Source organism: Vreelandella zhanjiangensis DSM 21076 (assembly GCF_000377665.1).
Taxonomy (GTDB): domain Bacteria; phylum Pseudomonadota; class Gammaproteobacteria; order Pseudomonadales; family Halomonadaceae; genus Vreelandella; species Vreelandella zhanjiangensis.
Genome location: NZ_KB898649.1, coordinates 41,414 through 63,218, shown reverse-complemented (window position 1 = coordinate 63,218; position 21,805 = coordinate 41,414). Strand labels below are relative to the sequence as shown.

Below are 21,805 nucleotides of genomic sequence, written 5' to 3'. Positions count from 1 at the left end.
GTAATACATGAGTATCAAATCAGATAAGTGGATTCGTCGCATGGCGCAAAGCGACGCCATGATCGAGCCGTTTGAAGCCGAGCAGGTTCGCTATGTGAATGATCAGCGAGTGATCTCTTACGGTACTTCAAGCTACGGTTATGATGTGCGCTGTGCCGATGAGTTTAAAGTGTTTACTAATATTCACTCGGCTATCGTTGATCCCAAGGCGTTCGACGAGAAAAGCTTTGTAGATATTAAAGGCGATGTCTGCATCATTCCGCCCAACTCATTTGCTTTGGCAAGAACCGTTGAGTACTTCCGCATTCCGCGTAGCGTGCTGACTATCTGCCTGGGCAAATCAACCTACGCGCGCTGTGGCATCATTGTGAACGTCACGCCGCTTGAGCCTGAGTGGGAAGGGCATGTCACGCTTGAATTCTCTAACACCACAAACTTGCCTGCCAAGATTTATGCTCACGAAGGTGTGGCGCAAATGCTGTTTTTAGAGTCTGATGAAGTCTGTGAAACCTCGTATAAAGACCGCGGGGGGAAATATATGGGGCAGCGTGGGGTAACCTTGCCGCGCACTTAATAAGTGAGCGTTATTAAGTAGCCCAAAACAAAGCCTTACGGGAAACCGTAAGGCTTTGTTGTTTACTACACGTGTTTGCCGCGATCATTTATTGGTCAAGCAATAGACTACTCTTCGGCGTCTTCGTCCAGTTCTTCATCCAACTCTTCAGCTGCATCAGCATGTGAGAGGCGCATGCCATGGGCAGGCAACAAATGCCCGTCCATTTTGGCGCCTTCGGCGCTGAACTGAAGTCGGCCTTCTAAAAACCACTGCACCGCAATCGGATAAATCAGATGCTCGCGCGCGTGGACCTTCTCTTTCAGTGTCTCTTCGCTATCATCCGCGCTTACAGCCAATTCCGCCTGAAGAACCACAGGGCCGCCATCCAGCTCTTCGGTAACAAAATGCACGCTACAGCCGTGGCTGGTTACTTGATCGGCCAGCGCCCTTGCGTGGGTATTTAAGCCTTGGTACTCGGGCAGCAGTGAAGGATGAATATTGAGCATCCGACCCATAAAGCGTTGTACAAAGCGCGGCGTTAAAATACGCATAAAGCCCGCCAGTACGATCAAGTCGGGCTCGTGGCGCTCAATGACTTTAATCAGCGCGCCATCGTAAGCCTCGCGAGTATCATATTCGCGATGGGGCAGGGCAACTGCTTCGATGCCAGCCTCGTGAGCGCGCTTCAAACCGTAAGCGTCTGCCACGTTGGAGATCACCGCCACAATCTCACCGCCTAAGCGGTCATGAGACTGTGCATCGATCAGCGCCTGAAGATTGCTGCCACTGCCAGAAATAAGCACGACTACCCGACGTGGGCCGGTCGGCTCTGGCGCCATATCGGTAATCGTATCGCTGGGGTAATCGGTACCACTCATACGGGCAGGTTCTCCAGCACCACGGCTTCATCCTGGCGCTTGATAATATGACCGATGCGATAAACCGTTTCACCCTGGGCTTGTAAGTGGGTCATGGCTTGCTCAGCCTCTGCGGCAGGCACCACGATAACCATACCGATGCCGCAGTTAAGTACACGGTGCATTTCAACTTCGTTAACATTGCCTTGAGCCTGCAGCCAGTCAAATACCGCAGGACGCTGCCATGTAGCAATATCAACGTGTGCCGCGAGGTCTTCAGGCAGTACGCGGGGGATGTTTTCCAGCAGGCCGCCACCGGTAATGTGGGAAAGCGCGTGCACAGGAATAGAAGTATCCCGCATCAAGGAAAGCAGCGACTTCACATAAATGCGGGTTGGCGCCATTAGTGCATCGCCTAACGGGGTATTATCTACCTGCGTTTCAAGCGAGGCATTGCTGACTTCCAGGATCTTGCGGATTAACGAGTAGCCGTTAGAGTGAGGGCCTGAAGAGGCAAGCCCCAGCAGGATATCACCTTCGCTTACTTTGCTACCGTCAAGAATTTCGGATTTTTCCACAACGCCGACACAAAAACCGGCCAGGTCATAGTCACTACCTTCGTACATGCCGGGCATTTCGGCTGTTTCACCACCAACCAAAGCGCAGCCAGCCAGCTCACAACCGGCGCCAATGCCGGTCACTACGTCGGCGGCGATATCCACATCCAGCTTACCCGTGGCATAGTAGTCGAGGAACAGCAGCGGCTCGGCACCTGCGACAATCAAATCATTAACGCACATTGCCACTAAATCGATGCCAATAGTGTCGTGCTTGCCAAGGTCCATCGCAAGGCGCAGTTTGGTGCCCACTCCATCAGTGCCAGATACCAGAACAGGCTGCTTGTAGCCTGCGGGTAGCTCGCATAAAGCGCCAAAACCGCCCAAGCCGCCCATTACTTCGGGGCGAGTGGTACGTTTGGCAACGTGTTTGATGCGATCAACTAGGGCATTTCCGGCATCAATATCGACACCTGCATCCTTATAGCTGAGCGAAGGAGTAGCCGGAGAAGTGGAAGTCTCGGTCATGACAGTTCCTGTGAAGCCTATAGCAGTACGGGTAGTGCTGGCGAGATGGCCAGTGCTGGGCAATAACTGACGTGGATTGTAACACCGAGCGGCGTGGCCCGCATCGCCGGTATACATGTTGCGCCTACGTTCCTACAACTTTTGTTATTATTCAGTGCATAAAGCGCTTTTGATGGATCCAGGAAGGAGAGTCATACAATGCGAAGTTCATGGTTAGGGGTAGTGCTGCTGGTCGTGTTTATTGGACTGGTGTATGTCCTGAATTCAGTTTTAATGCCCTTTATTGCCAGCATGGTATTGGCGTATCTGGCTGATCCACTGTCTAATTATTTCCAGCGGCTAGGCATGAAGCGCACGCTGGCCGTTTGCCTCGTCTTCTTGATACTGCTGATTGTATTGACAGCAAGTTTATTAATTCTCATACCGCTTATCGTCCAGCAGATTAAGCAGTTGGGCGATGCAGTACCGGGTATTTTTGGCTGGGTTGAAAACGTGCTGGCGCCCCAGGTTCAGGAATGGACCGGCTACGATTTACGTGGTGAGTTAACCAACGTACGTGAAGTGCTGGTTGAAAACTGGCGCGATGCGGGTGGCTATCTAGCCCAGGCTTTAGGGCATATTGGTCGCTCCGGCATGGCATTTATGACCTGGATTACTTATATCGCACTAATTCCGGTCGTTACCTTCTATCTGCTTCTCGACTGGAATCGCATGCTAAGCAACATCGCAAGCTTGGTGCCGCGGCAATGGGCGAGCGACACGTTTCGTTTAGCACGCCGCTGTGATGAGGTGCTGTCGTCTTTTTTACGTGGTCAGCTATTGGTCATGCTGTGTTTAGGCGTTATTTACGCCACAGGGCTTACCTTAATGGGGCTTAACTTTGGCTTACTGATTGGGTTCGTTGCCGGGCTGGTTAGCTTTGTACCGTTTTTGGGCTTTATCGTAGGTATCGCTGTTGCTCTAATTGTTGCGTTATTTCAATTCGGTACGTGGTGGGCGGTACTCGGTGTCATCGTGGTATTTAGTATCGGTCAAGCCGCAGAAAGTGTCATACTACAGCCCAAACTTTTAGGGGATAAAATTGGCTTGCATCCAGTTGCCGTTATTTTTGCAGTCCTAGCAGGTGGAAACCTGTTTGGGTTTACCGGCGTACTGCTAGCACTGCCTGTTGCCGCCGTTTTTATGGTGCTTCTCCGCGAATTAAACGACCGTTATAAGCACAGCTCACTTTATAATTCTGAACAACGTTTCTTAACGCCTTTAAACCACCATGATGGGCTGGATCGTCACGACGAAAGGGAATCATCATGAGCCGAGTGCCGGCACAGCTGCCGTTAGGAGTAGGGTTGCGTGATGACGCAACCTTCAATAATTATTACGCTTCAGGCGCGAATGCACTGCTGGTTGAGCATCTGACTCAACAATTTCAACCCAATGCCGAGCCTTTTATCTATTTATGGGGGGCTCAGGGAAGTGGGCGAAGTCATCTTCTTCAGGCGGCCTGTCATGCTGCCTCCGATGCCGATAAGCGAGCCTTATATCTACCGTTAGCCGACCTGGGGCATTTTCCACCCCTGATGCTTGAAGATATTGAGCGTCTGGATTTGGTAGCGATTGATGATCTGGAATATGTCGTCGGCCGAAAGCGTTGGGAAGAAGCGCTATTTCATGCTTTTAATCGGTTGCGCGATGCAGGCAAGCAGCTTGTGATTGCTTCCAATGCCCCGCCACGCCAGCTGAATGTTGTACTGCCTGACTTAGCTTCACGGTTAACGTGGGGCGTGACTTTTCATCTTCACCCGCTCAACGATGAGGAGCGCCTGGCAGCACTCAGGCTACGGGCGAATGTTAGGGGAATGCAGCTGCCGGACGATGTAGGGCGCTATATTTTGCATCGTGGGCCGCGTGAGCTAGGTGATTTGTGCCGAGCTATTGAAACGCTTGATCAAGCGTCTTTATCCGCAAAACGAAAACTTACGATACCATTCGTTAAGTCAGCGCTTAACTGGTGAGCCGTGCCCGCTTATTGATCCAGCGGGCAGGCCACTATTTAAATAGATAACAGCTTAAGTTGAATAGGTAACAACTTAGGCAGGTTTGCGCATTTTGCTCGCCGCTGTCTGGGCCTGTTTTACACTATCTTCGGCCAGCTTCTGACTCTTTTGAAAATAGTTCTGATGAAGCGCAACAACGTTGTCTGCGTCGCCTTTAGCCTGTTCTGCTAACTGCTTTACAACCTGCTGCTGGCCTTCCATATAACTACGTAGGCCTTCTGAATCTTTTACGTTGGCTAGCTGACGCAGCTGCGCAATGCCGGTTTCAGCATAGGCTTGGCTGGCGTTGACTTGAGCATTCAGCATCTTCTCTGCGTAATCGAGAGTCAGAGCGGCATAAGCACGCGCAGGGGCCATAAAGAAATTATCAAACTGCTGGTTCATTTCATTAGTGTTGAACGTATTCATTATAGAACTCCTGAATCGAGATAGTGCGTTTAAGCATCCCGTTTAATAACAGCCGCTATTAAAAGGCGACAATTTGTTTCATTAAGCTTTGGCTATGAATATTAAGCTTTCTTGCGCTGCAGCATAGCAGTCGTTTTTGTGCAGTGCAATATAAAGGCGTGAGGCCTTATTTTCTAGCCTAAAGCGGTTAATGTTTACCCAGGCGTTGAGAACGTCTAGCTTGAATAGCTGCAGATATTGCGAAAGGACTTGCCGACGTGATCAGCTGTAAATAAGATTGATTACTATTTAAAAAGGAGCATAAATAATGGATACTCGTACCGAACGCGACAGCATGGGTGAGCTTGAAGTACCGGCTAATGCCCTTTATGGAGCCCAAACACAGCGGGCTATCAATAACTTTCCCGTTTCCCACTCACCTATGCCTGCGGCCTTTGTACACGCTGTGGCGCGCATTAAACTAGCCGCCGCGCGCACTAATCAGCAATTAGGTTTGTTAGATGAGGCTAGATCGAGCGCCATCCAAAAAGCTGCACAGGCAGTGATTAATGGTGAACACGACGATCAGTTCCCGATTGACGTATTTCAAACGGGGTCAGGCACATCGACCAATATGAACGTCAATGAAGTGTTGGCTACCCTGGCAAGCCGTGAAGGTGTTGAAGTAACACCTAATGATCACGTGAATATGGGGCAGTCAAGCAACGATGTGATCCCGACGGCTATTCATGTTTCAGCGGCAGTTGCCGTGAATGAGTCGCTACGGCCTGCGCTTGAGCATTTAAAAGCGTGTATTGATCAGCGCGCGAGCGAACTTAAGCATGTTGTTAAAACAGGGCGTACGCATTTGATGGATGCCATGCCGCTGCGTATGGACCAGGAGCTTGGGGCATGGTCAAGCCAGTTAGGCCAAGCCATTGAGCGTTTTGATAGCGCGATGAGTCGTCTGTGTCGTTTAGCGCAGGGCGGAACGGCAGTGGGTACCGGTATTAATGCGCCGGAAGGCTTTGCCGATCAGATTGCCAAGGAGCTAAGTGAGCAAACCGGATTAAGCTTTGCCCCTAACGATAGCTTTTTTGCCAGCCTCTCCTCCCAGGATGCGGCCGTTGAGCTTTCCGGCCAATTAAAGGGCTTGGCCTGCGTCATCATGAAAATTGCCAATGATCTGCGCTGGATGAATTCAGGTCCTTTAGCAGGCTTGGGTGAAATAGAGCTTGAAGCGCTGCAGCCGGGAAGCTCGATCATGCCGGGCAAGGTCAACCCTGTGATCCCAGAATCGGCTGCCCAAGCGGCGGCTCAGGTCATTGGCCTTGATACGGCCATTACAGTGGCGGGCCAGAGCGGCAACTTCCAGCTAAATGTCATGCTGCCGCTGGTGGCGACCAATCTGCTGACCTCCATTACCTTGATGAGCAATACCTCACGGCTGCTTGCGGACCGGGCAATTGCAACGTTTAAGGTGCGGGAGGACAACCTGCAGGGGCCTCTGGCGCGTAACCCTATTTTGGTGACGGCGCTCAACAGTGTGATTGGCTATAACGCGGCGGCCGCCATCGCTAAAAAAGCCTACCAGGCAGGGCGTCCGATTATTGATGTGGCGGAAGAGCAAACCGACCTGGATCGGGAAACGTTGGAAAGATTGTTAGACCCAACGGTGCTGACCCAGGGTGGTATTCCTGAATAGATTATCGAGAAGAAGTAACCCCTTTTAGATCGCCAGTGGGACTCAGGTTTTCTGTTTTTCTGTTTTACCCTGTTGTATGGTTTCGCTGGCCTCTTTGCGCTCTTCGTTGTCTGCTTGAGGCTTCTCCTGCTCAGCCTGCCGCGAAGGCTGGTAGCAAAAGGTTGCCAGGATAGGGAAGTGGTCAGATCCAAACGCTCCCAGCCGCTGCATGTTTACCAGCGTGAAATGGTTGGTCACGAAAATATGGTCAAGCGGCCAGCGCAACAGTCGATTCTTGGCGTGAAAGGTACTAAACATACCGCGGCCCCGCCGCGGGTCGAGCATACCGCTAATACGGCAGAATAACTGCGTGGTTCTTGACCAAGCCACATCGTTAAGATCACCCGCCACTAGCGTAGGCTGAGGTTTTTTGTGGACTTCTTGGCCCACCCATAAGAGCTCGGCATCCCGCCATAACGATTTTTCACTTTCCGCCGGGGCAGGGGGGCGGGGGTGAACGCCATACAGACGAATAGAGTCGCCATTTTCAAGCGTTACCATGGTATGAATGGAAGGAATATCTTCCTGAATTAGCCATTTAACCGAGGTGTTTTCCAGCGGGAGGCGTGAATAAAGGTGCATGCCATAGAGATTGTCGAGCGGTACTTTAACGCTATAGGGCCATTTTTCATCGAGTTTGGGATCTAGCTGATCCTGCCACCACTGATCTGATTCCAGGGTTAAAATGATATCCGGCTGATGCTGTTGAATCATTTCTATCAACCCCTCAACGTGCCGGTTGGGAGTCAAGACATTGGCAATTAAGAGCGTAATGTGGCGAGTACGGGAGGTTTCTTTAGCAGCTGTTTTAACTTGAACGCGCCAAAGGCGTGTCCAGGGTAAAATATAGCGACCCTGCAAGCCCACCGTAATAAGAACGATAATCCAGGCGGCTGAGCGCCAATCGCTGGGTTCTAAAAACACTAATGCCATTAGACCGCAGAGGAGTGAGAGGAGCGCTATTTGCACGCGAGGAAATTCAAAACACCGTATCCACCACCAGCGCAGTGGTACGCGTGCGACCATTGTCGCCAGTAAGGGCAACAGTGCAAGGCACGTAATCAGTGGAGCAAGCATATTTGGTCTTCCTAGTGAGTAAGGTAACTAAAATTAATTTTATTAGTTGTTTATAAATATTAAACACGCTATCAAGCCATGATTTTATCGAGATATACAGCGTAAATCTGGTTATTGCATAAGAAAAAAGTTTCTTGCAATACCGTGATAAATAAGTAGAATACGCATCCGTTGCACGACAGGACCATAGCTCAGTTGGTTAGAGCGCCACGTTGACATCGTGGAGGTCGGCGGTTCAAATCCGCCTGGTCCTACCATTCTTGCAACCCATTTTTCAGGACCATAGCTCAGTTGGTTAGAGCGCCACGTTGACATCGTGGAGGTCGGCGGTTCAAATCCGCCTGGTCCTACCAAATTGTTAGCCCCGTGCTTTTTAAGCGCGGGGTTTTTGTTCGTTTAGCGTTGTTTTCATACCGTATCCGTTTATTTCGCGCAGCAATTTGATTCAGGCATCCTCATCATCAGACTTAGCGTCTGGTGATGAGGATGCCTGGCAAGGGGTAGTTACGTGCGTGAGATGGCGCCTGTCACGATAACGTCATGCTGTATAATGTATAATACGCGTATAGAAATTAGTACGAAGTTGTACTGGAATTCGCGCTGTGATGAACTATTTTACCTATGAACATAATTCAAGGATGAAGCTATGTACCTTAATTTAATGCCCAGCTGGGCCTCTGCTTTGGGTGGCTTAAAATCAGGCCTCAAGTCATCAAACAAACCGTCGCTAATGCGTGATGGCGTTGAGAGTGCGGAGCTGGATGAATATTTCCATACGGCCCAAGAGCTAGGGTTGAGTCGCTATAAGGCAGAAGAAATATTCAACCATACACTTAGAAAAGCGCGCCGCCGCTCTGATCTATCTATGAGCGACGTTATTTTTCGCGCTTACTGCACCATCCACCTGCATACTTATCATTAATGGGGCGACAGATCCGTTTGGCGCTGAAAAGTAGCTATTAGTGCTTCGATTCCAGCCTGGTCGTCTTCAGTAAAGCGGGCAGGTAATGGGCTATCCAGGTCTAGAACGCCCCACAAGTAGCCTTCAAGAACGACAGGAATCACCAGTTCGGAGCGAGAGTCCGCGTCGCAGGCAATATGGTCTGCGACGGCGTGAACATCATCGACCCGCTGTGTTTTCTGCTGGCGCGCTGCGGCTCCGCATACGCCTTTACTAAAAGGGATCGGGTGGCAGGCCGGTTTGCCCTGAAAAGGCCCGAGTCCCAAGACCTCAGGTTGGCGCTGAAGATAGAACCCCACCCAGTTCAGGTTAGGCACTTCCTGCTGAATAAAAGCGCAGGTTTGCGCGCTATTGGTAAGCCAATCGCGTGTATCAAGCAGGGCTTCAAGCTGGCGGTTGAGTAGTGCGTAATCAGTGGTCGGCATCATCATCTCGTCATAAACGCATCAGGCCGACGCTAAGGTCGGCCTGAACAAGTGCTTTCTAAAGGGGTTATTCAGTCCAGCCCGGTACGGCAGCGCCTTTAAACAGCTCTTCGGCTTTAGCCGCTACTTCATCGCGCTGATAGGCATCAACCAGTTGGCGAATGTCCTCACGCTCTTCATCACCACCGCGTACGGCAATAAGGTTCACATAGGGTGATTCAGGGCCTTCTTTGATCAGGGCATCGTCAAGCTTCAAGCCTGCGGGCTGGGCGAAGGTGTTATTAATAAACGCCATATCCACATCGCGCAGTACGCGGGGAAGCTGGGCGGCCTCAATTTCACGGAAGCGGAAGTTGCGCGGATTCTCGGCGATATCGATTGGCGTGGCTTCCAGGTTTTCCGGATCGTTCAGCGTGATCAGGCCTTCGTTATGCATCAAAATCAGCGCGCGACCTTCGTTGGACGGGTCATTGGGCAGTGCAATCTGCGCACCGTCGGGCAAATCTTCAATGCTATCGAATTTTTCTGAATAAGCACCAATCGGGTAAACAAAGGTATAGCCCGCAACGGCAAGATCATAGCCGCGATCGTTAACCATCGCATTCAGGTAGGGTGCGTGCTGGTAAGCATTGGCATCAAGGCTGCCGTCTGCTAGCGCCACATTGGGCGTTACGTAATCGGTAAATTCGATAATTTCGACATTAAGGTCGTATTCTTCTTTAGCAATACGCGCCGCTACTTCCATGACTTCGGTTTCAGGGCCAGCAACGGTGCCCATCTTGATCGTACGGGTTTCTGCATTTGCAACGTTTACTGCCAGTGCCAAGGCTGTCAGGCTACCAATTATCAGTTTTTGCATGTAAGTCTCCTAATGCGTTTTGTCATCATGGTTTGATAATGCTGGAATAAGAAAAATAATTCTAATGTTTTTTTGTTATAAGTCCGTATAGGCAATGGCTATCATTATTTACGATCGCTTTTACGCACCAGGTAGTCACCCAGGCTTTGAAAGCCTTGCACTAGGACTACCAAAATAACCACGGTAATCAGCATGATAGTCGGATTAAAGCGGTTATATCCGTAGCGGATGCCTAGATCTCCCAGGCCGCCGCCACCGACCGCGCCCGCCATTGCCGAGTAGCTGACAAGCGTTACCAGGGTAATGGTAAGGCCCGTAATAATGCCGCCCCGCGCCTCCGGGATAAGCACCTTGCGAATAATTTGCCAAGGGGTTGCGCCCATGGATTGCGCAGATTCAACCAAGCCTGGGGATACCTCATTAAGCGCACCTTCTATCAGGCGCGCCACAAAAGGAATGGCCGCAATGGTCAGTGGAACCGACGCGGCATTGATCCCTATAGAGGTGCCCACCAGCATGCGCGTGAAGGGGATGATGGCTACCATCAATATAATGAAGGGAATCGAGCGGCCAATATTGGTAATAATGCTTAACGTCTGATTAAGCACCGGCTGGGCTAGAATTTGGCGTGGGCGCGTTACGTACAGCAATACGCCTAACGGTAGGCCGAGCAGCGTCGAAATGACGCCGGAGATAGCCACCATATACAGCGTATCCAGCGTGGCCTGTAAAATAAGGTCAAACATTGCGCTGGACATAACCAAGTACCTCGACTTCTAACTGGTGAGACTGAAGATAATTCATCGCTTTTTGCGTCTGCTCGGTGGTGCCGAGTAGTTCCGCAATCATAAGCCCTAAGGTACGGTCCTGAATGGACTCCACCTTGGCCTGTAGAATGCTGACATCTACATTGCATTCACGCGCCAGGCGCGAAATAAGCGGTGTCGAAACGGCATCGCCCGAGAACGTCAGGCGCACCACAGGATGAGTGGCCTCGTTTGGCGTTGCGCTCAAGCGCTCAATAAGCTCCTTGGGCGGGCTGAGTTGAAGAAAATCGTTCAGGAACTCACGACCCAGCTGGGTGCGTGGCGCGGTAAAGAAGTCGCCGACTTCCGCATCTTCCACCAGTTTGCCGTTAGAGATAAGGCTCACTCGGTGGCAAATTGACTTAACCACTTCCATTTCATGGGTGATCAATAAAATAGTGATACCCAACTGCTGGTTGATATCGCGCAGAAGCTCAAGAATGGAGCCGGTGGTTTGCGGGTCGAGCGCTGACGTTGCTTCATCGCACAGCAGGACGTTGGGCTTGCTGGCCAGGGCGCGAGCGATAGCAACGCGCTGCTTTTGGCCGCCCGAGAGCTGAGCAGGATACTGTTTGGCTTTATCAGCCAGCCCTACCATTTCAAGTAATGGCAGTACGCGGCTTTGAATGGCGCTGCGCTTTTCACCCATCAGTTCAAGCGGCAGGGCAACGTTATCAAACACGTTACGCGTGGTCAGTAAGTTGAAATGCTGGAAAATCATGCCAATGCGATGACGCGCCTGGTTCAGGGCGCCGCCGCTCAAGCGGGTCATTTCCTGGCCATCTACCGTGACGCTGCCTTGGGTAGGGCGCTCAAGAAGGTTCACGCAGCGAATTAGCGTTGACTTGCCCGCACCGGATAAGCCGATAACGCCATGGATAGTGCCTTTGGGCACACATAAATTAACATCGCTCAGAGCATGAACGGCACTGTCGCCGCTGCCATAGGTTTTACTAACGTTACTAAGTTCAATCATAGCGTCTGCCTTAATGGGAGGCCTTAGACGGAGTGCGAGGGAGCAAGCGTAGGGCGGGATATAAAAAAAAGGCCACCCTTACGGGTGGCCATCAACGCTGGACACACCCTTTTAGCTGCACTTCACCAAATCATTGATTTGGTGGACGCCCGCAATATGGGTACAAATCGGCGTCATTACATGGGCCAAAAGTCTAAAGAGCAGCCCCCAAGTTGTCAATTGAAACCGGCTGGTTTTACGTTGGGCGTCGCTTCGTCAGAAGTATTTGGCAAATTTAGCCACTGTTTTGGTGTATTTAACTTTTCATAGCTCAATCAAAGCTGATAATTATCGCCAGAGCGAGCCATATATTCTTAGGCTTATTAGCCGCGCGATAAGCGCATTATTCTCTTCAGGAGCGTAAACTTGCGCCTTTGTTAATTCATGTTTGAATAAGCGCTTTCAAGATGACGTACTAGAGGATTCATTATGTTTACCGGCATCGTGCAGGGTATCGCGACCGTAGTAGAGGTGCATGAGCTTGACGAGTTTCGAACCCATGTAGTGGCTATGCCTGCGGCCATGCGCGAGGGATTGGAAATTGGTGCCTCAGTGGCCCATAACGGGGTGTGCCTCACCGTTACCGGGATTAACGGTGATAACGTTAGTTTCGACTTGATGCGGGAAACCCTGCGATTGACTAATCTTGGTGCACTTGCACCGGGAGGAGGCGTCAATATTGAGCGTGCCGCCCGGTTTGGTGATGAGATTGGTGGACACTCCATGTCTGGCCACATTATTTGCATGGCAAACGTAGTGGCCATTGAGGAAGCACCTAATAATCGTCGGCTATGGTTTGCCTTACCTGACACGATTGGCCGCTTCGTTTTTGAGAAAGGCTATATCGGGGTGGATGGTATTAGCTTAACGGTTGGGGATGTACGTCGTGCATCAGACGACAGCGGTATTGAGTTCAGCGTTAATCTGATTCCGGAAACGCTTTCTCGCACGATGCTCAGCGAGCGTCTGCCTGGTGATGACGTCAATATTGAGATTGACCCGCAAACCCAGGTCATTGTTGAAACCGTTGAGCGTGTGTTGGCTAAGCGCCCATAACGATTTGGAACCAAGCTAACTGACCGATTGGTTAGTTGATGGCCTGAAGATTGCTAGCGTTATTACTGGCGGAGGCTCTTCCGCCTCAACTGGCTGCGCGTTTGGTACTCGCATCACACGGTACCTTTCGGTAACATGTGCGGCTTTTCTCGCTCCAAGGGGACGCATTTTGCGTTTGCGCGAAGGATAAAAACATTCATGAAACTTCTGGATAACTATTTCAATCTGACCGAGCTGAACACGAATGTGAAGACGGAGGTTGTTGCCGGGATCACAACGTTCCTAACCATGGCCTATATCATATTCGTGAACCCCAGCATTTTGTCAGAAGCGGGCATGGACTATGGTGCTGTCTTTGTGGCGACCTGCTTGGCGGCGGCGATTGGCTGCTTCGTAATGGGGTTTTGGGCTAATTACCCCATCGCTCAGGCACCCGGCATGGGGCTTAACGCCTTTTTCACCTATGGCGTGGTACTGGGCATGGGCTACACCTGGGAAGCCGCACTGGGCGCGGTCTTCTTTTCGGGCCTGACCTTTTTCTTGCTGAGTATTTTTAAGATTCGCGAGTGGATCATTAACTCCATTCCCATGTCGCTGCGTTTAGGGATCGCGGCGGGGATTGGTCTTTTCCTGGCCATGATTGCGCTTAAAAACTCCGGCATTGTGGTCGCTAACCCAGCGACCTTTGTCTCAATGGGCGATCTTTCACAGCCTGCGCCTTTATATGCCCTGCTAGGCTTTTTTGTGATCACTGCTCTGTCTTACCTGAGGGTCAAAGGTGCAGTGTTGATTGGTATCCTGGGTATTACTCTGACAGCGATGCTGTTGGGTCACAATGAGTATGCAGGGTTGATGTCAATGCCGCCGTCTATCGCGCCTACCTTTATGGCGATGGATTTGATGGGCGCATTGGATGTGGCGATGCTCAGCGTTATCTTCGCGTTTTTGTTCGTGGATCTGTTTGATACATCCGGCACGCTGGTGGGCGTTGCTCACCGGGGCAAGCTGCTGGATAAAGATGGTAAATTGCCGCGTATTGGGCGTGCCATGATGGCGGATAGTACCGCGTCCATGGCAGGGGCGGCGCTGGGCACCTCGACCACCACCAGCTATATCGAATCAACCGCGGGTATCGCCTCTGGTGGACGAACCGGGTTAACCGCTGTAGTGGTTGGCGTGCTGTTTTTAATCAGCCTTTTCTTTGCGCCTCTGGCGGGCTCCATTCCCGCGTATGCCACGGCAGGCGCGCTATTGTATGTGGCGGTTCTTATGGCCGGCAGTTTGGCCCATGCGAACTGGGAAGATCCGACCGATGCAGCACCGGTACTGATTGCTGCACTGGCAATGCCGCTCACGTTCTCTATTGCTGACGGTATTGCCTTAGGGTTTATAAGTTTTGTAAGTATTAAAGCGCTGTCTGGCCGGTTTAGTGACCTGAACCCGGCCGTTGTGATTCTTGCATTGCTGTTTGCAGCGAAGTTTCTATTCTTGGGTTAAATGCCCAGGCTACTTATTATTAATCTATGAGAGACGCGATGAGCATCTACGGCGACTACATTAAGTCGGTTATTCGCACCGTTCCTGATTGGCCTGAGCAGGGGGTGAACTTTCGTGATATCACTCCGTTGCTACAAAACAGTGCGGCGTTTCGCAAATTGATCGACAGTTTTGTGCATCGCTATCAGGAAATGAACCTAGATGCCATCGCGGCGGTTGATGCGCGTGGTTTCATTATTGGTGCGCCGCTTGCCTATGAGCTGGGCTGTAGCTTTGTACCGGTTCGCAAAAAAGGCAAACTGCCTTTTAAAACGATCAGTGAAACCTACAAGCTGGAATACGGTCATTCTGAAGTAGAACTACATTCTGACGCTTTTCAGGAAGGCGACCGGATCCTACTGATGGATGACCTGATTGCCACCGGTGGCACCATGTTGGCCGCCGCCAACCTTATTCAGCGCTCTGGCGGGCAGGTAGTAGAAACCGCCACTATTATTGACCTACCCGAGTTGGGCGGTTCTCAGAAAATTCGCGATGCTGGTTTTAGCGTATTCGCGGTATGTTCTTTCAACGAAGACGAGTAACGCCTCTCATGAGCAGCGAACGCTATCACCAGCATTTCACCATTTCCTGGGACCAGTTGCACCGCGATGTGCGCCAGCTTTGTCATCAGATGATCGAGCGGGACTTCAAAGGCATTGTAGCGATCACCCGGGGTGGATTGATTCCAGCGGCACTCATTGCCCGCGAATTGAACGTGCGCCTGATTGATACGATCTGTATTAAAAGCTATGACCATATGGATCAAGGCGGCCTGAATATCATGAAGGGCGTTGACCATGACGGCGAAGGTTGGCTGTTGGTCGATGACTTGGTGGATACCGGCAAAACCGCGCGTGCAGTGCGTGAAATGATGCCGAAAGCCCATTTTGTGACTATCTATGCTAAGCCAGAAGGGCGTCCTTTAGTGGACCAATATCTCACTGAAGTGGCTCAGCAATGCTGGATTCAGTTCCCTTGGGATATGGGCGTTGCGTATGTAGAGCCACTTGTTGACCAAGTAAAAAGGAATTATGACTAATCCACTGACGAACGACTGGGGCCAATGGCTCGGTGATGAGTTTCAAGCCGACTATATGAAGGCTTTGAAACAGTTTTTGGCCCAAGAGAAAACGGCTAAAAAAGTTATTTATCCCCACTCTTCCAATTGGTTTCGGGCGTTTGAGCTGACTCCATTGAAAGATGTAAAAGTCGTTATCCTCGGTCAGGACCCCTATCACGGGCCTAACCAGGCGCATGGATTAAGCTTTTCCGTTCAGTCGGGGGTGAAAATCCCCCCGTCACTTGTCAATATTTATAAAGAGTTGGCAAGCGATGTAGGCTTTAAGCCGGTACGCCATGGCAGCCTGGTTAGCTGGGCTACCCAGGGCGTGCTGCTGTTAAACACGGCCTTGACCGTTGAGCAGGGTAATGCCGCATCTCACCGGGGAAAAGGCTGGGAGCAATTTACGGATCGAGCAATCGAAACGGTAAGTCAGCATGCTCCGCCGTGCGTGTTTTTATTGTGGGGCAGCCATGCGCGCCAGAAAAAAGCGCTAATCGATCAGCAGCGCCATTTGGTATTGGAGTCGCCCCATCCTTCGCCGCTGTCTGCCCATCGTGGCTTTTTTGGCAATCACCAGTTTTCTCAAGCGAATCAGTTCCTGATAGAGCAGGGGCGTTCGCCTATTGACTGGCAACTGCCCGAAAGCGCTTAACCTGATGGTCAGATACAGGTAGAATGGCGCGCAATTTTGTATGCCTGAAGATGCGACGTACGTCGCCATCCTGATATCCCTGCAGTGAGGAAGCCCCATGAGTGTCTACGCCATTAACCATCCGCTTGTTCAACATAAGCTGGGACTGATGCGCGAAGTTGATTTAAGCACTAAGAGCTTTCGTGAACTGGCAGGTGAAGTGGCCAAGCTCTTGACCTATGAGGCGACCAAAGGGCTGGAGCTTGAAGACCATGAGATTCAAGGTTGGAATGGCGAACCTATCGCCACGCGCCGCCTTAAAGGTAAAAAGGTCACCGTAGTGCCTATTCTGCGCGCCGGTCTAGGTATGCTTGAAGGCGTGACGGATCTGATTCCCAGCGCGCGTGTCAGCGTTGTGGGCCTTTATCGTGACGAAGAGACTCTGCAGCCGGTTCCTTACTTTGCGAAATTCGCCAACGATATTGAAGAGCGTATGGCACTGGTCATTGATCCGATGCTGGCAACTGGCGGCTCGATGGTCGCAACGCTTGATATGCTGCGCGAGCGTGGCTGCGAGCATATGAAAGTGATTGTTCTTGTCGCGGCACCAGAAGGGATCAAACGGGTGCAGGAGGCTTATCCCGATGTTGAAATTTATACTGCGTCGGTAGACGACCGGTTGGATGAAAACGGCTATATCGTTCCGGGCTTGGGAGATGCCGGAGACAAGATTTTTGGAACGCGCTAAGCGCTCCGTCTGATATTGCCCCTTGCGCTTCGCGCTAGGGGCATTTTTTTGCCTTCTCAATTTTTGCCCCCTCAATATGAATAACAAATCCTTAGGAGTTGTGTGATGAGTGATGCTGTCAGTCAGCCAGAGTCATGGCCAAAGGTACTGCTGACCGGTGCGCAAATGCTGTTTGTCGCCTTTGGCGCGTTGGTGTTAGTGCCGCTATTAACCGGGCTGGATCCAAGCGTCGCGCTCTTCACTGCCGGTGTGGGTACGTTGGTATTTCACGCGGTCACGAAAAAGACGGTGCCGGTATTTCTGGCCTCCTCGTTTGCCTTTATCGCGCCGATACAGGGCTCCATTGCAAGCTTTGGGGTATCGGCCACCATGGGCGGGTTAATGGTGGCAGGCTTGGTGTATGTCGCCATTTCTCAGGCCGTGCGTCTGCGCGGTGTCGGCTGGCTTAACCGCTTACTGCCTGCTGTCGTGGTTGGGCCGGTCATCATGGTGATTGGCTTGGCGCTGGCGCCTGTCGCGGTAAGCATGGCAACCGGTGAAACCAGCGATAACATCAGCTATGGACAAGCCATTTTCTTATCGATGGCTAGTCTGCTGGTCACCTTGGTCTTGGCGGTCTTCGGCCGTGGCCTGTTACGCCTGGTGCCCATTATGGGAGGGATTTTTACCGGTTATACGCTGGCGTTGATTATGGGAGTCGTCGATTTCACCCCGGTTCGCGAAGCGGCCTGGCTGGCGCTACCCAGCTTTACCGCGCCCAGTTTTCATTGGGCGGCCATTTTATTCATGATTCCTGTCGCCATTGCGCCTGCGGTCGAACATATCGGTGATATGGTCGCGATTGGCTCGGTAACGCGGAAAAACTATCTGGAAAAACCGGGCCTGCATCGCACGTTATTAGGCGATGGTTTGGCGACGACAGTCGCGGCGCTGTTTGGCGGGCCACCCAATACAACGTATTCCGAAGTGACCGGAGCGGTAACGCTAACCCGTGCCTTTAACCCTACCTATATGATTGTGGCAGCCGTACTTGCCATCGTACTGGCGTTTGTGGCCAAGCTGGGGGCGCTTTTGCAAACCATCCCTGGCCCCGTGATGGGCGGTATCATGACACTGCTGTTTGGCTCAATCGCCGTGGTGGGAATGAATACGCTGGTACGTGCCGGGCAGTCGTTAACGGCGCCACGTAATCTGGTGGTGGTCTCCTTGATTTTGGTTTTCGGTATTGGCGGCATGCAGTTTGGCGAAGGCCAATTCACGCTACAGGGCGTTAGCCTGGCCGCGCTTGTGGGTATTGCGTTAAATTGGCTGCTACCCCGCGAGCGGGAAGGTGAGTAAGCGGCGCTACGCTAAACCCTGTTAAAAGGAGTGCGGGTAGAATGGTAGGCAAAATAACCACGACGTTTCCTGTGCTAGGCATTGCCGCCTGGAGTGGCACAGGTAAAACCACGCTACTTACGCAATTGCTGCCGCGATTACGCGAGGCAGGGCTGAATGTGGGCGTTATCAAACACGCCCATCATGACTTTGATATCGATAAGCCCGGCAAAGATAGCTACCGGCTGCGCAGTGCCGGGGCATCGCCTATGTTGATCGCATCACGCCAACGCTTTGCACTGATGCAGGAAACGCCCGACCAGGAGGAGCCTGACCTGAACGCATTATTGGCGATGATGGCGCACCACCAGCCGGATCTGGTCATCGTGGAAGGGTTTAAAGCGTGGCCCATTCCCAAGCTTGTGCTGTATCGTGCAGGTATTGGAGAGGCATCAATTCTCGCTGATGTGACGGTGCAAGCCGTTGCGCTCGACACAGAGGCTCCGATTGAGCTTAGCCCGTCAGTGGCTCAGTTAGACCTGAATGATCTTGATGCGATTACCCGCTGGGTGCTTGCCTGGGCGAGCACCCAACTCAACAGCCCAGCTTAAAACGATAGCGTCAAACGATAGGTGAAAACATGCAGCTAACCCACCTCAATACGCGTGGTGAGGCTAATATGGTCGATGTTGGTGACAAGCGTGAAACGCGCCGTGAGGCAGTCGCCTCGGGGCGGATTATCATGCAGCCTGAAACGCTCAAGCTGTTAAGTGACGGCGAGCTTCCCAAAGGCGATGTTATTGCTACCGCACGCATTGCCGGCATTCAGGCCGCCAAGCGTACCCATGAGCTGATTCCGCTTTGCCACTCGCTGGCGCTTTCCAAAGTATCGATAGAATTTGAGATTGACCAGGAGGGCAGCTGCGTCAACGTGACGGCGCTTTGCCGTTTGAATGGGCGTACCGGCGTTGAGATGGAGGCGCTGACCGCGGTATCGGTTGCGTGTTTGACCCTTTATGACATGTGCAAAGCCGTCGATAAGGATATGCGCATCGATGCAGTCCAGCTGGAAAGCAAACACGGCGGCGTGCGGGGAGATTATCAGCGTGATGCTCGCCCAGCGATGCCTATCGTGACAGGTGAAGGGGCGACGGGAGAGGTGACCTTGGGAGAGCGCTGTGCATCGCCCTGCGTTCGGGTGAAGTTCTTGGCCGAACTGCGTGAGCGTGTAGGCGTGAGTGATATCGTGCTCGATCTGGAGCAAGTGCCCAGCTGCGATATTGCCGGCTTAAAAGCTGCGCTAAGCCAGCGTGATCCGCGCTTTAGCGTGCTTGCCGACCAGCGTACGCTATGCGCGATTAACCAGGTCATGGCCAACGACAGTGCGCGTATTACCAACGAGGATGAGGTGGCGTTTTTTCCACCGGTGACCGGAGGCTAGATCATGAATATCCGGGTGTATGTTCAGGCTACGCCATTTGCGTTAGCGGATGGCTATGAGCAAGTGCTGGCACAGCGTACCGACATTGGCGCTGTCGTGAGTTTTACCGGCTTGGTGCGTGATTTCAATGAAACCCCCGATGTGACGGGGTTGACCCTTGAACACTATCCGGGCATGACAGAGCGAACGCTGGAAAGTATTGGTGAGCAGGCCTGGCAGCGTTGGTCGCTGCAGGCCGTGTACATCGTTCATCGCGTTGGGTATCTCACGCCAGGCGACCCGATCGTACGCGTGCTAGTTGCCAGCGCCCATCGCCGCGAGGCGTTTGAAGCGTGCGATTTTATAATGGATTTTTTAAAAACCCAGGCGCCATTCTGGAAGAAAGAGCACTCGGGACAAGGCGAATACTGGGTAAAAGAGCGCACCACAGATACCCAGGATGCGGCTCGCTGGACGTAGCTCAGATTTAGCGCTTTGAAAATCAGCTTTCAGCCCATGAGCAGGGCTTAAGTTCATAGCGGCGCTTCGGCAGCCATAATTTGCAGATGTACCTCAGGCATATGCTGCATATGTTCTGCCAGCCAATGAATCAAGCGTGGCTGGAGTGCAAAGCGCAGGTCAGCCAGCGTATCGGCTTCAATATCCTCAAGCTGGTCGTCCAGCCATTCACTAAAGCTATCTTCATCCAGGGGGCTTGCGCTGCTGGTATCCAGCATCAGGCGGCCTATACGCCACCAGCCTGTCTCACTTGCCGTGACCGGTAGTGCAAGATACAAACTTCCTCGGCGGGCCGTGGCTTTAGCGTTTTCCAAACCTGGATGCGGCACAACGCTATTTTGATTAACGATGCAGGGTGGTTGTGGGTGGCGGGCTTCACAGCGGAGTCCCTGACCATCCAGCACGATAATGTCGCCATTCACGGGCGCTAAAGGCGCGCTAATATCGAGGGCTTGGGCAATGGCCTGATGCGCCTGCTGATGACGAGCCTCACCGTGTACCGGAATAAGATGTTTTGGCCGTACCCACTGATAAAACTTGGTTAGTTCTTCCTGCGCCGGATGTCCGGTAGCATGCAGCTCCGGGTGATTTATCTCATCAAAAATCGTCACACCTAACTGCTTTAGACGCCGCTTTAGCTGCTCAATAGGGCGTTCGTTACCCGGAATGGCTTTGGCGGAGAAAATAACGTTATCGCCGGGCTCAAGGTCAATAAACGGATGGCGCCCTTGAGCAAGCCTTTGCAGGGCTGCACGCGGTTCACCTTGGCTGCCTGTAGCGATAATGACCACTTCATCTGGAGGTAAATAGCCAAGATCATGCGATGGAACGAGGGCTGGCAAGTCATCCATATAGCCAAGGCCTCGTGCAATGCCCACCATCCGCTCCATGGAACGACCCATTAAACTAATTCGGCGTCCACACTGATGCGCCGCCCGGCCAATGGCTAATACTCGCGCTAGGTTGCTTGCAAAACAGGAAACCACCACGCGCCCCTTGCACTCACCCAAGGTTTTAGCCAGCGCTTTAGCCACATCGCCTTCACTGCCCGAGTGGCCCGGCAGAGGGGCGTTGGTTGAATCTCCAACCACTAAATCAACCGGAGCGAGCGCCCGAAAATGGGCCGCATTAATGGGATCACCAATAATAGGGTTAGGGTCCAGCTTCCAGTCACCGGTATGCAGTACTCGGTAGCCGCCAATCAGTATCATCAGCGCGCAGCTTTCAGGAATCGAATGGGTCAGAGGCATGTAGCGTACCGAGAACGGCATGCTTTCCATTGCTTCGCCGGGCTCGATTACCTTGATGGCCGTACTGCTTAACTGGTGTTCGGCGAATTTTAAGCGTAACAGGCCCGCGGCTAGCGGCGTGGCATAAATTGGGCAGTTCCATTTGGGCCATAGCCAGGCAACCGCGCCAATATGGTCTTCGTGGCCATGGGTGATAAATAGCGCCTGGGGAGTAATACCCAGTGCCTCCGGGGTATCCAGATTGGGCACTTGAAGCGGCGAATTGGGCAGATCCTGGCGAATCATCATGCCGCAGTCGACCGCGATCCAATGATCGTCGTATCCATATAGCGTTAGATTCATGCCAATTTCACCACACCCACCCAGCGGCAGTAGGCGCAGAGGAGGGCGACGGCGGGGACGAAGTTGAACGCGTGGTGGATGCATCAGTTATGAA

Annotated in this window: 24 protein-coding genes and 2 tRNA genes; 17 read left to right on the top strand and 9 right to left on the bottom strand. The window is 52.1% G+C overall.

The features are described from left to right. Positions 1-7 precede the first annotated feature (7 nt). Complete coding sequence (gene dcd / locus D467_RS0109285; RefSeq protein WP_018917236.1) at positions 8-574, top strand: dCTP deaminase; 567 nt, start codon at positions 8-10, stop codon at positions 572-574. 107 nt (positions 575-681) lie between these two features. On the opposite strand, the gene purN is transcribed toward dcd, so the two are convergent. Both purN and purM read right to left on the bottom strand, forming a co-directional pair. Beyond that, complete coding sequence (purN, locus tag D467_RS0109280; protein ID WP_018917235.1) at positions 682-1,434, bottom strand: phosphoribosylglycinamide formyltransferase; 753 nt, start codon at positions 1,432-1,434, stop codon at positions 682-684. Continuing rightward, the gene (gene purM, locus D467_RS0109275; protein ID WP_018917234.1) at positions 1,431-2,498 is read right to left on the bottom strand and encodes a phosphoribosylformylglycinamidine cyclo-ligase; all 1,068 of its coding nucleotides are present in this window, start codon (positions 2,496-2,498) and stop codon (positions 1,431-1,433) included. The genes purN and purM overlap by 4 nt, the downstream gene beginning before the upstream one ends. Before the next feature lie 198 nt (positions 2,499-2,696). Here purM and D467_RS0109270 point away from each other — a divergent pair, with 198 nt between their 5' ends. Beyond that, a complete protein-coding gene (locus D467_RS0109270; RefSeq protein ID WP_018917233.1) occupies positions 2,697-3,809 on the top strand; it encodes an AI-2E family transporter in 1,113 nt (370 codons plus the stop codon). Beyond that, the gene (gene hda, locus D467_RS0109265; RefSeq protein ID WP_018917232.1) at positions 3,806-4,510 is read left to right on the top strand and encodes a DnaA regulatory inactivator Hda; all 705 of its coding nucleotides are present in this window, start codon (positions 3,806-3,808) and stop codon (positions 4,508-4,510) included. The genes D467_RS0109270 and hda overlap by 4 nt, the downstream gene beginning before the upstream one ends. Positions 4,511-4,585: 75 nt before the next feature. On the opposite strand, the gene D467_RS0109260 is transcribed toward hda, so the two are convergent. Beyond that, positions 4,586-4,960 (bottom strand): phasin family protein, encoded by a 375-nt coding sequence (locus D467_RS0109260; protein WP_018917231.1) that lies wholly within the window; start codon positions 4,958-4,960, stop codon positions 4,586-4,588. 307 nt (positions 4,961-5,267) lie between these two features. Between D467_RS0109260 and D467_RS0109255 the strand changes: the two genes are divergently transcribed. Next, positions 5,268-6,644, top strand: a complete 1,377-nt coding sequence (locus tag D467_RS0109255) for a lyase family protein (RefSeq protein ID WP_018917230.1) — start codon at positions 5,268-5,270, stop codon at positions 6,642-6,644. A 42-nt stretch (positions 6,645-6,686) separates the two neighbouring features. On the opposite strand, the gene D467_RS0109250 is transcribed toward D467_RS0109255, so the two are convergent. Next, complete coding sequence (locus D467_RS0109250; protein WP_018917229.1) at positions 6,687-7,760, bottom strand: endonuclease/exonuclease/phosphatase family protein; 1,074 nt, start codon at positions 7,758-7,760, stop codon at positions 6,687-6,689. 180 nt (positions 7,761-7,940) lie between these two features. Here D467_RS0109250 and D467_RS0109245 point away from each other — a divergent pair. The 3 genes from D467_RS0109245 to D467_RS0109235 all read left to right on the top strand — a co-directional run bounded on the left by D467_RS0109245 (position 7,941) and on the right by D467_RS0109235 (position 8,682). Further along, a tRNA-Val gene (locus tag D467_RS0109245) sits at positions 7,941-8,017 on the top strand. Positions 8,018-8,036: 19 nt separating this feature from the next. Continuing rightward, positions 8,037-8,113: transfer RNA gene (locus D467_RS0109240), tRNA-Val, on the top strand. Between the two features lie 293 nt (positions 8,114-8,406). After that, on the top strand, positions 8,407-8,682 hold the full coding sequence (locus D467_RS0109235; protein WP_018917228.1) for a hypothetical protein: 276 nt from the start codon (positions 8,407-8,409) through the stop codon (positions 8,680-8,682). On the opposite strand, the gene msrC is transcribed toward D467_RS0109235, so the two are convergent. The 4 genes from msrC to D467_RS0109215 all read right to left on the bottom strand — a co-directional run bounded on the left by msrC (position 8,679) and on the right by D467_RS0109215 (position 11,787). Continuing rightward, on the bottom strand, positions 8,679-9,146 hold the full coding sequence (msrC, locus tag D467_RS0109230; protein ID WP_018917227.1) for a free L-methionine (R)-S-oxide reductase MsrC: 468 nt from the start codon (positions 9,144-9,146) through the stop codon (positions 8,679-8,681). The two genes, D467_RS0109235 and msrC, sit on opposite strands and share 4 nt — an antisense overlap. A gap of 67 nt (positions 9,147-9,213) precedes the next feature. Further along, positions 9,214-10,005: a MetQ/NlpA family ABC transporter substrate-binding protein gene (locus tag D467_RS0109225; RefSeq protein WP_018917226.1), complete on the bottom strand. Its 792-nt coding sequence runs from the start codon at positions 10,003-10,005 to the stop codon at positions 9,214-9,216. A 104-nt stretch (positions 10,006-10,109) separates the two neighbouring features. Then, entirely contained in the window at positions 10,110-10,763 is a 654-nt protein-coding gene (locus D467_RS0109220; RefSeq protein WP_018917225.1) for a methionine ABC transporter permease, read from the bottom strand. Further along, the gene (locus D467_RS0109215) at positions 10,744-11,787 is read right to left on the bottom strand and encodes a methionine ABC transporter ATP-binding protein (RefSeq protein WP_018917224.1); all 1,044 of its coding nucleotides are present in this window, start codon (positions 11,785-11,787) and stop codon (positions 10,744-10,746) included. The genes D467_RS0109220 and D467_RS0109215 overlap by 20 nt, the downstream gene beginning before the upstream one ends. Positions 11,788-12,255: 468 nt before the next feature. Here D467_RS0109215 and D467_RS0109210 point away from each other — a divergent pair, with 468 nt between their 5' ends. From D467_RS0109210 to moaE, 10 genes are all read left to right on the top strand, one after another. Continuing rightward, positions 12,256-12,882, top strand: coding sequence for a riboflavin synthase (locus D467_RS0109210; RefSeq protein ID WP_018917223.1), 627 nt, complete (start codon positions 12,256-12,258; stop codon positions 12,880-12,882). A 198-nt stretch (positions 12,883-13,080) separates the two neighbouring features. Next, entirely contained in the window at positions 13,081-14,379 is a 1,299-nt protein-coding gene (locus tag D467_RS0109205) for an NCS2 family permease (RefSeq protein ID WP_018917222.1), read from the top strand. 38 nt (positions 14,380-14,417) lie between these two features. Continuing rightward, positions 14,418-14,963, top strand: coding sequence for an adenine phosphoribosyltransferase (locus D467_RS0109200; RefSeq protein WP_018917221.1), 546 nt, complete (start codon positions 14,418-14,420; stop codon positions 14,961-14,963). 8 nt (positions 14,964-14,971) lie between these two features. Beyond that, complete coding sequence (gpt, locus tag D467_RS0109195) at positions 14,972-15,460, top strand: xanthine phosphoribosyltransferase (protein ID WP_018917220.1); 489 nt, start codon at positions 14,972-14,974, stop codon at positions 15,458-15,460. Further along, on the top strand, positions 15,453-16,136 hold the full coding sequence (gene ung / locus D467_RS0109190) for a uracil-DNA glycosylase (protein ID WP_018917219.1): 684 nt from the start codon (positions 15,453-15,455) through the stop codon (positions 16,134-16,136). Before gpt ends, ung begins: the two co-directional genes overlap by 8 nt. Before the next feature lie 97 nt (positions 16,137-16,233). Then, a complete protein-coding gene (gene upp, locus D467_RS0109185; RefSeq protein WP_018917218.1) occupies positions 16,234-16,863 on the top strand; it encodes a uracil phosphoribosyltransferase in 630 nt (209 codons plus the stop codon). 105 nt (positions 16,864-16,968) lie between these two features. Further along, positions 16,969-18,201: a uracil-xanthine permease family protein gene (locus D467_RS0109180; protein WP_018917217.1), complete on the top strand. Its 1,233-nt coding sequence runs from the start codon at positions 16,969-16,971 to the stop codon at positions 18,199-18,201. A gap of 41 nt (positions 18,202-18,242) precedes the next feature. Beyond that, positions 18,243-18,791, top strand: coding sequence for a molybdopterin-guanine dinucleotide biosynthesis protein B (mobB, locus tag D467_RS0109175; protein ID WP_018917216.1), 549 nt, complete (start codon positions 18,243-18,245; stop codon positions 18,789-18,791). Between the two features lie 29 nt (positions 18,792-18,820). After that, positions 18,821-19,621 carry a cyclic pyranopterin monophosphate synthase MoaC gene (gene moaC / locus D467_RS0109170; RefSeq protein ID WP_018917215.1) on the top strand — a complete coding sequence of 267 codons (801 nt, stop codon included), beginning with the start codon at positions 18,821-18,823 and terminating at the stop codon, positions 19,619-19,621. A 3-nt stretch (positions 19,622-19,624) separates the two neighbouring features. Next, positions 19,625-20,080, top strand: a complete 456-nt coding sequence (gene moaE, locus D467_RS0109165) for a molybdopterin synthase catalytic subunit MoaE (protein WP_018917214.1) — start codon at positions 19,625-19,627, stop codon at positions 20,078-20,080. A 53-nt stretch (positions 20,081-20,133) separates the two neighbouring features. Here moaE and D467_RS0109160 read toward each other — a convergent pair whose 3' ends face one another. Then, positions 20,134-21,711, bottom strand: coding sequence for a ribonuclease J (locus D467_RS0109160; protein WP_026285692.1), 1,578 nt, complete (start codon positions 21,709-21,711; stop codon positions 20,134-20,136). Positions 21,712-21,805: the final 94 nt, after the last annotated feature.

Excerpts from the sequence above, each read along its gene's own strand:
- D467_RS0109220 (WP_018917225.1), bottom strand. The coding sequence starts at position 10,763 with ATGTCCAGCGCAATGTTTGACCTTATTTTACAGGCCACGCTGGATACG.
- moaE (WP_018917214.1), top strand. The coding sequence starts at position 19,625 with ATGAATATCCGGGTGTATGTTCAGGCTACGCCATTTGCGTTAGCGGAT.
- D467_RS0109160 (WP_026285692.1), bottom strand. The coding sequence starts at position 21,711 with ATGAATCTAACGCTATATGGATACGACGATCATTGGATCGCGGTCGAC.
- hda (WP_018917232.1), top strand. The coding sequence starts at position 3,806 with ATGAGCCGAGTGCCGGCACAGCTGCCGTTAGGAGTAGGGTTGCGTGAT.
- moaC (WP_018917215.1), top strand. The coding sequence starts at position 18,821 with ATGCAGCTAACCCACCTCAATACGCGTGGTGAGGCTAATATGGTCGAT.
- mobB (WP_018917216.1), top strand. The coding sequence starts at position 18,243 with ATGGTAGGCAAAATAACCACGACGTTTCCTGTGCTAGGCATTGCCGCC.
- D467_RS0109200 (WP_018917221.1), top strand. The coding sequence starts at position 14,418 with ATGAGCATCTACGGCGACTACATTAAGTCGGTTATTCGCACCGTTCCT.
- D467_RS0109235 (WP_018917228.1), top strand. The coding sequence starts at position 8,407 with ATGTACCTTAATTTAATGCCCAGCTGGGCCTCTGCTTTGGGTGGCTTA.
- gpt (WP_018917220.1), top strand. The coding sequence starts at position 14,972 with ATGAGCAGCGAACGCTATCACCAGCATTTCACCATTTCCTGGGACCAG.
- D467_RS0109205 (WP_018917222.1), top strand. The coding sequence starts at position 13,081 with ATGAAACTTCTGGATAACTATTTCAATCTGACCGAGCTGAACACGAAT.
- D467_RS0109210 (WP_018917223.1), top strand. The coding sequence starts at position 12,256 with ATGTTTACCGGCATCGTGCAGGGTATCGCGACCGTAGTAGAGGTGCAT.
- D467_RS0109255 (WP_018917230.1), top strand. The coding sequence starts at position 5,268 with ATGGATACTCGTACCGAACGCGACAGCATGGGTGAGCTTGAAGTACCG.
- dcd (WP_018917236.1), top strand. The coding sequence starts at position 8 with ATGAGTATCAAATCAGATAAGTGGATTCGTCGCATGGCGCAAAGCGAC.
- D467_RS0109260 (WP_018917231.1), bottom strand. The coding sequence starts at position 4,960 with ATGAATACGTTCAACACTAATGAAATGAACCAGCAGTTTGATAATTTC.
- msrC (WP_018917227.1), bottom strand. The coding sequence starts at position 9,146 with ATGCCGACCACTGATTACGCACTACTCAACCGCCAGCTTGAAGCCCTG.
- purM (WP_018917234.1), bottom strand. The coding sequence starts at position 2,498 with ATGACCGAGACTTCCACTTCTCCGGCTACTCCTTCGCTCAGCTATAAG.
- D467_RS0109225 (WP_018917226.1), bottom strand. The coding sequence starts at position 10,005 with ATGCAAAAACTGATAATTGGTAGCCTGACAGCCTTGGCACTGGCAGTA.
- D467_RS0109215 (WP_018917224.1), bottom strand. The coding sequence starts at position 11,787 with ATGATTGAACTTAGTAACGTTAGTAAAACCTATGGCAGCGGCGACAGT.
- upp (WP_018917218.1), top strand. The coding sequence starts at position 16,234 with ATGAGTGTCTACGCCATTAACCATCCGCTTGTTCAACATAAGCTGGGA.
- D467_RS0109250 (WP_018917229.1), bottom strand. The coding sequence starts at position 7,760 with ATGCTTGCTCCACTGATTACGTGCCTTGCACTGTTGCCCTTACTGGCG.
- purN (WP_018917235.1), bottom strand. The coding sequence starts at position 1,434 with ATGAGTGGTACCGATTACCCCAGCGATACGATTACCGATATGGCGCCA.
- D467_RS0109180 (WP_018917217.1), top strand. The coding sequence starts at position 16,969 with ATGAGTGATGCTGTCAGTCAGCCAGAGTCATGGCCAAAGGTACTGCTG.
- D467_RS0109270 (WP_018917233.1), top strand. The coding sequence starts at position 2,697 with ATGCGAAGTTCATGGTTAGGGGTAGTGCTGCTGGTCGTGTTTATTGGA.
- ung (WP_018917219.1), top strand. The coding sequence starts at position 15,453 with ATGACTAATCCACTGACGAACGACTGGGGCCAATGGCTCGGTGATGAG.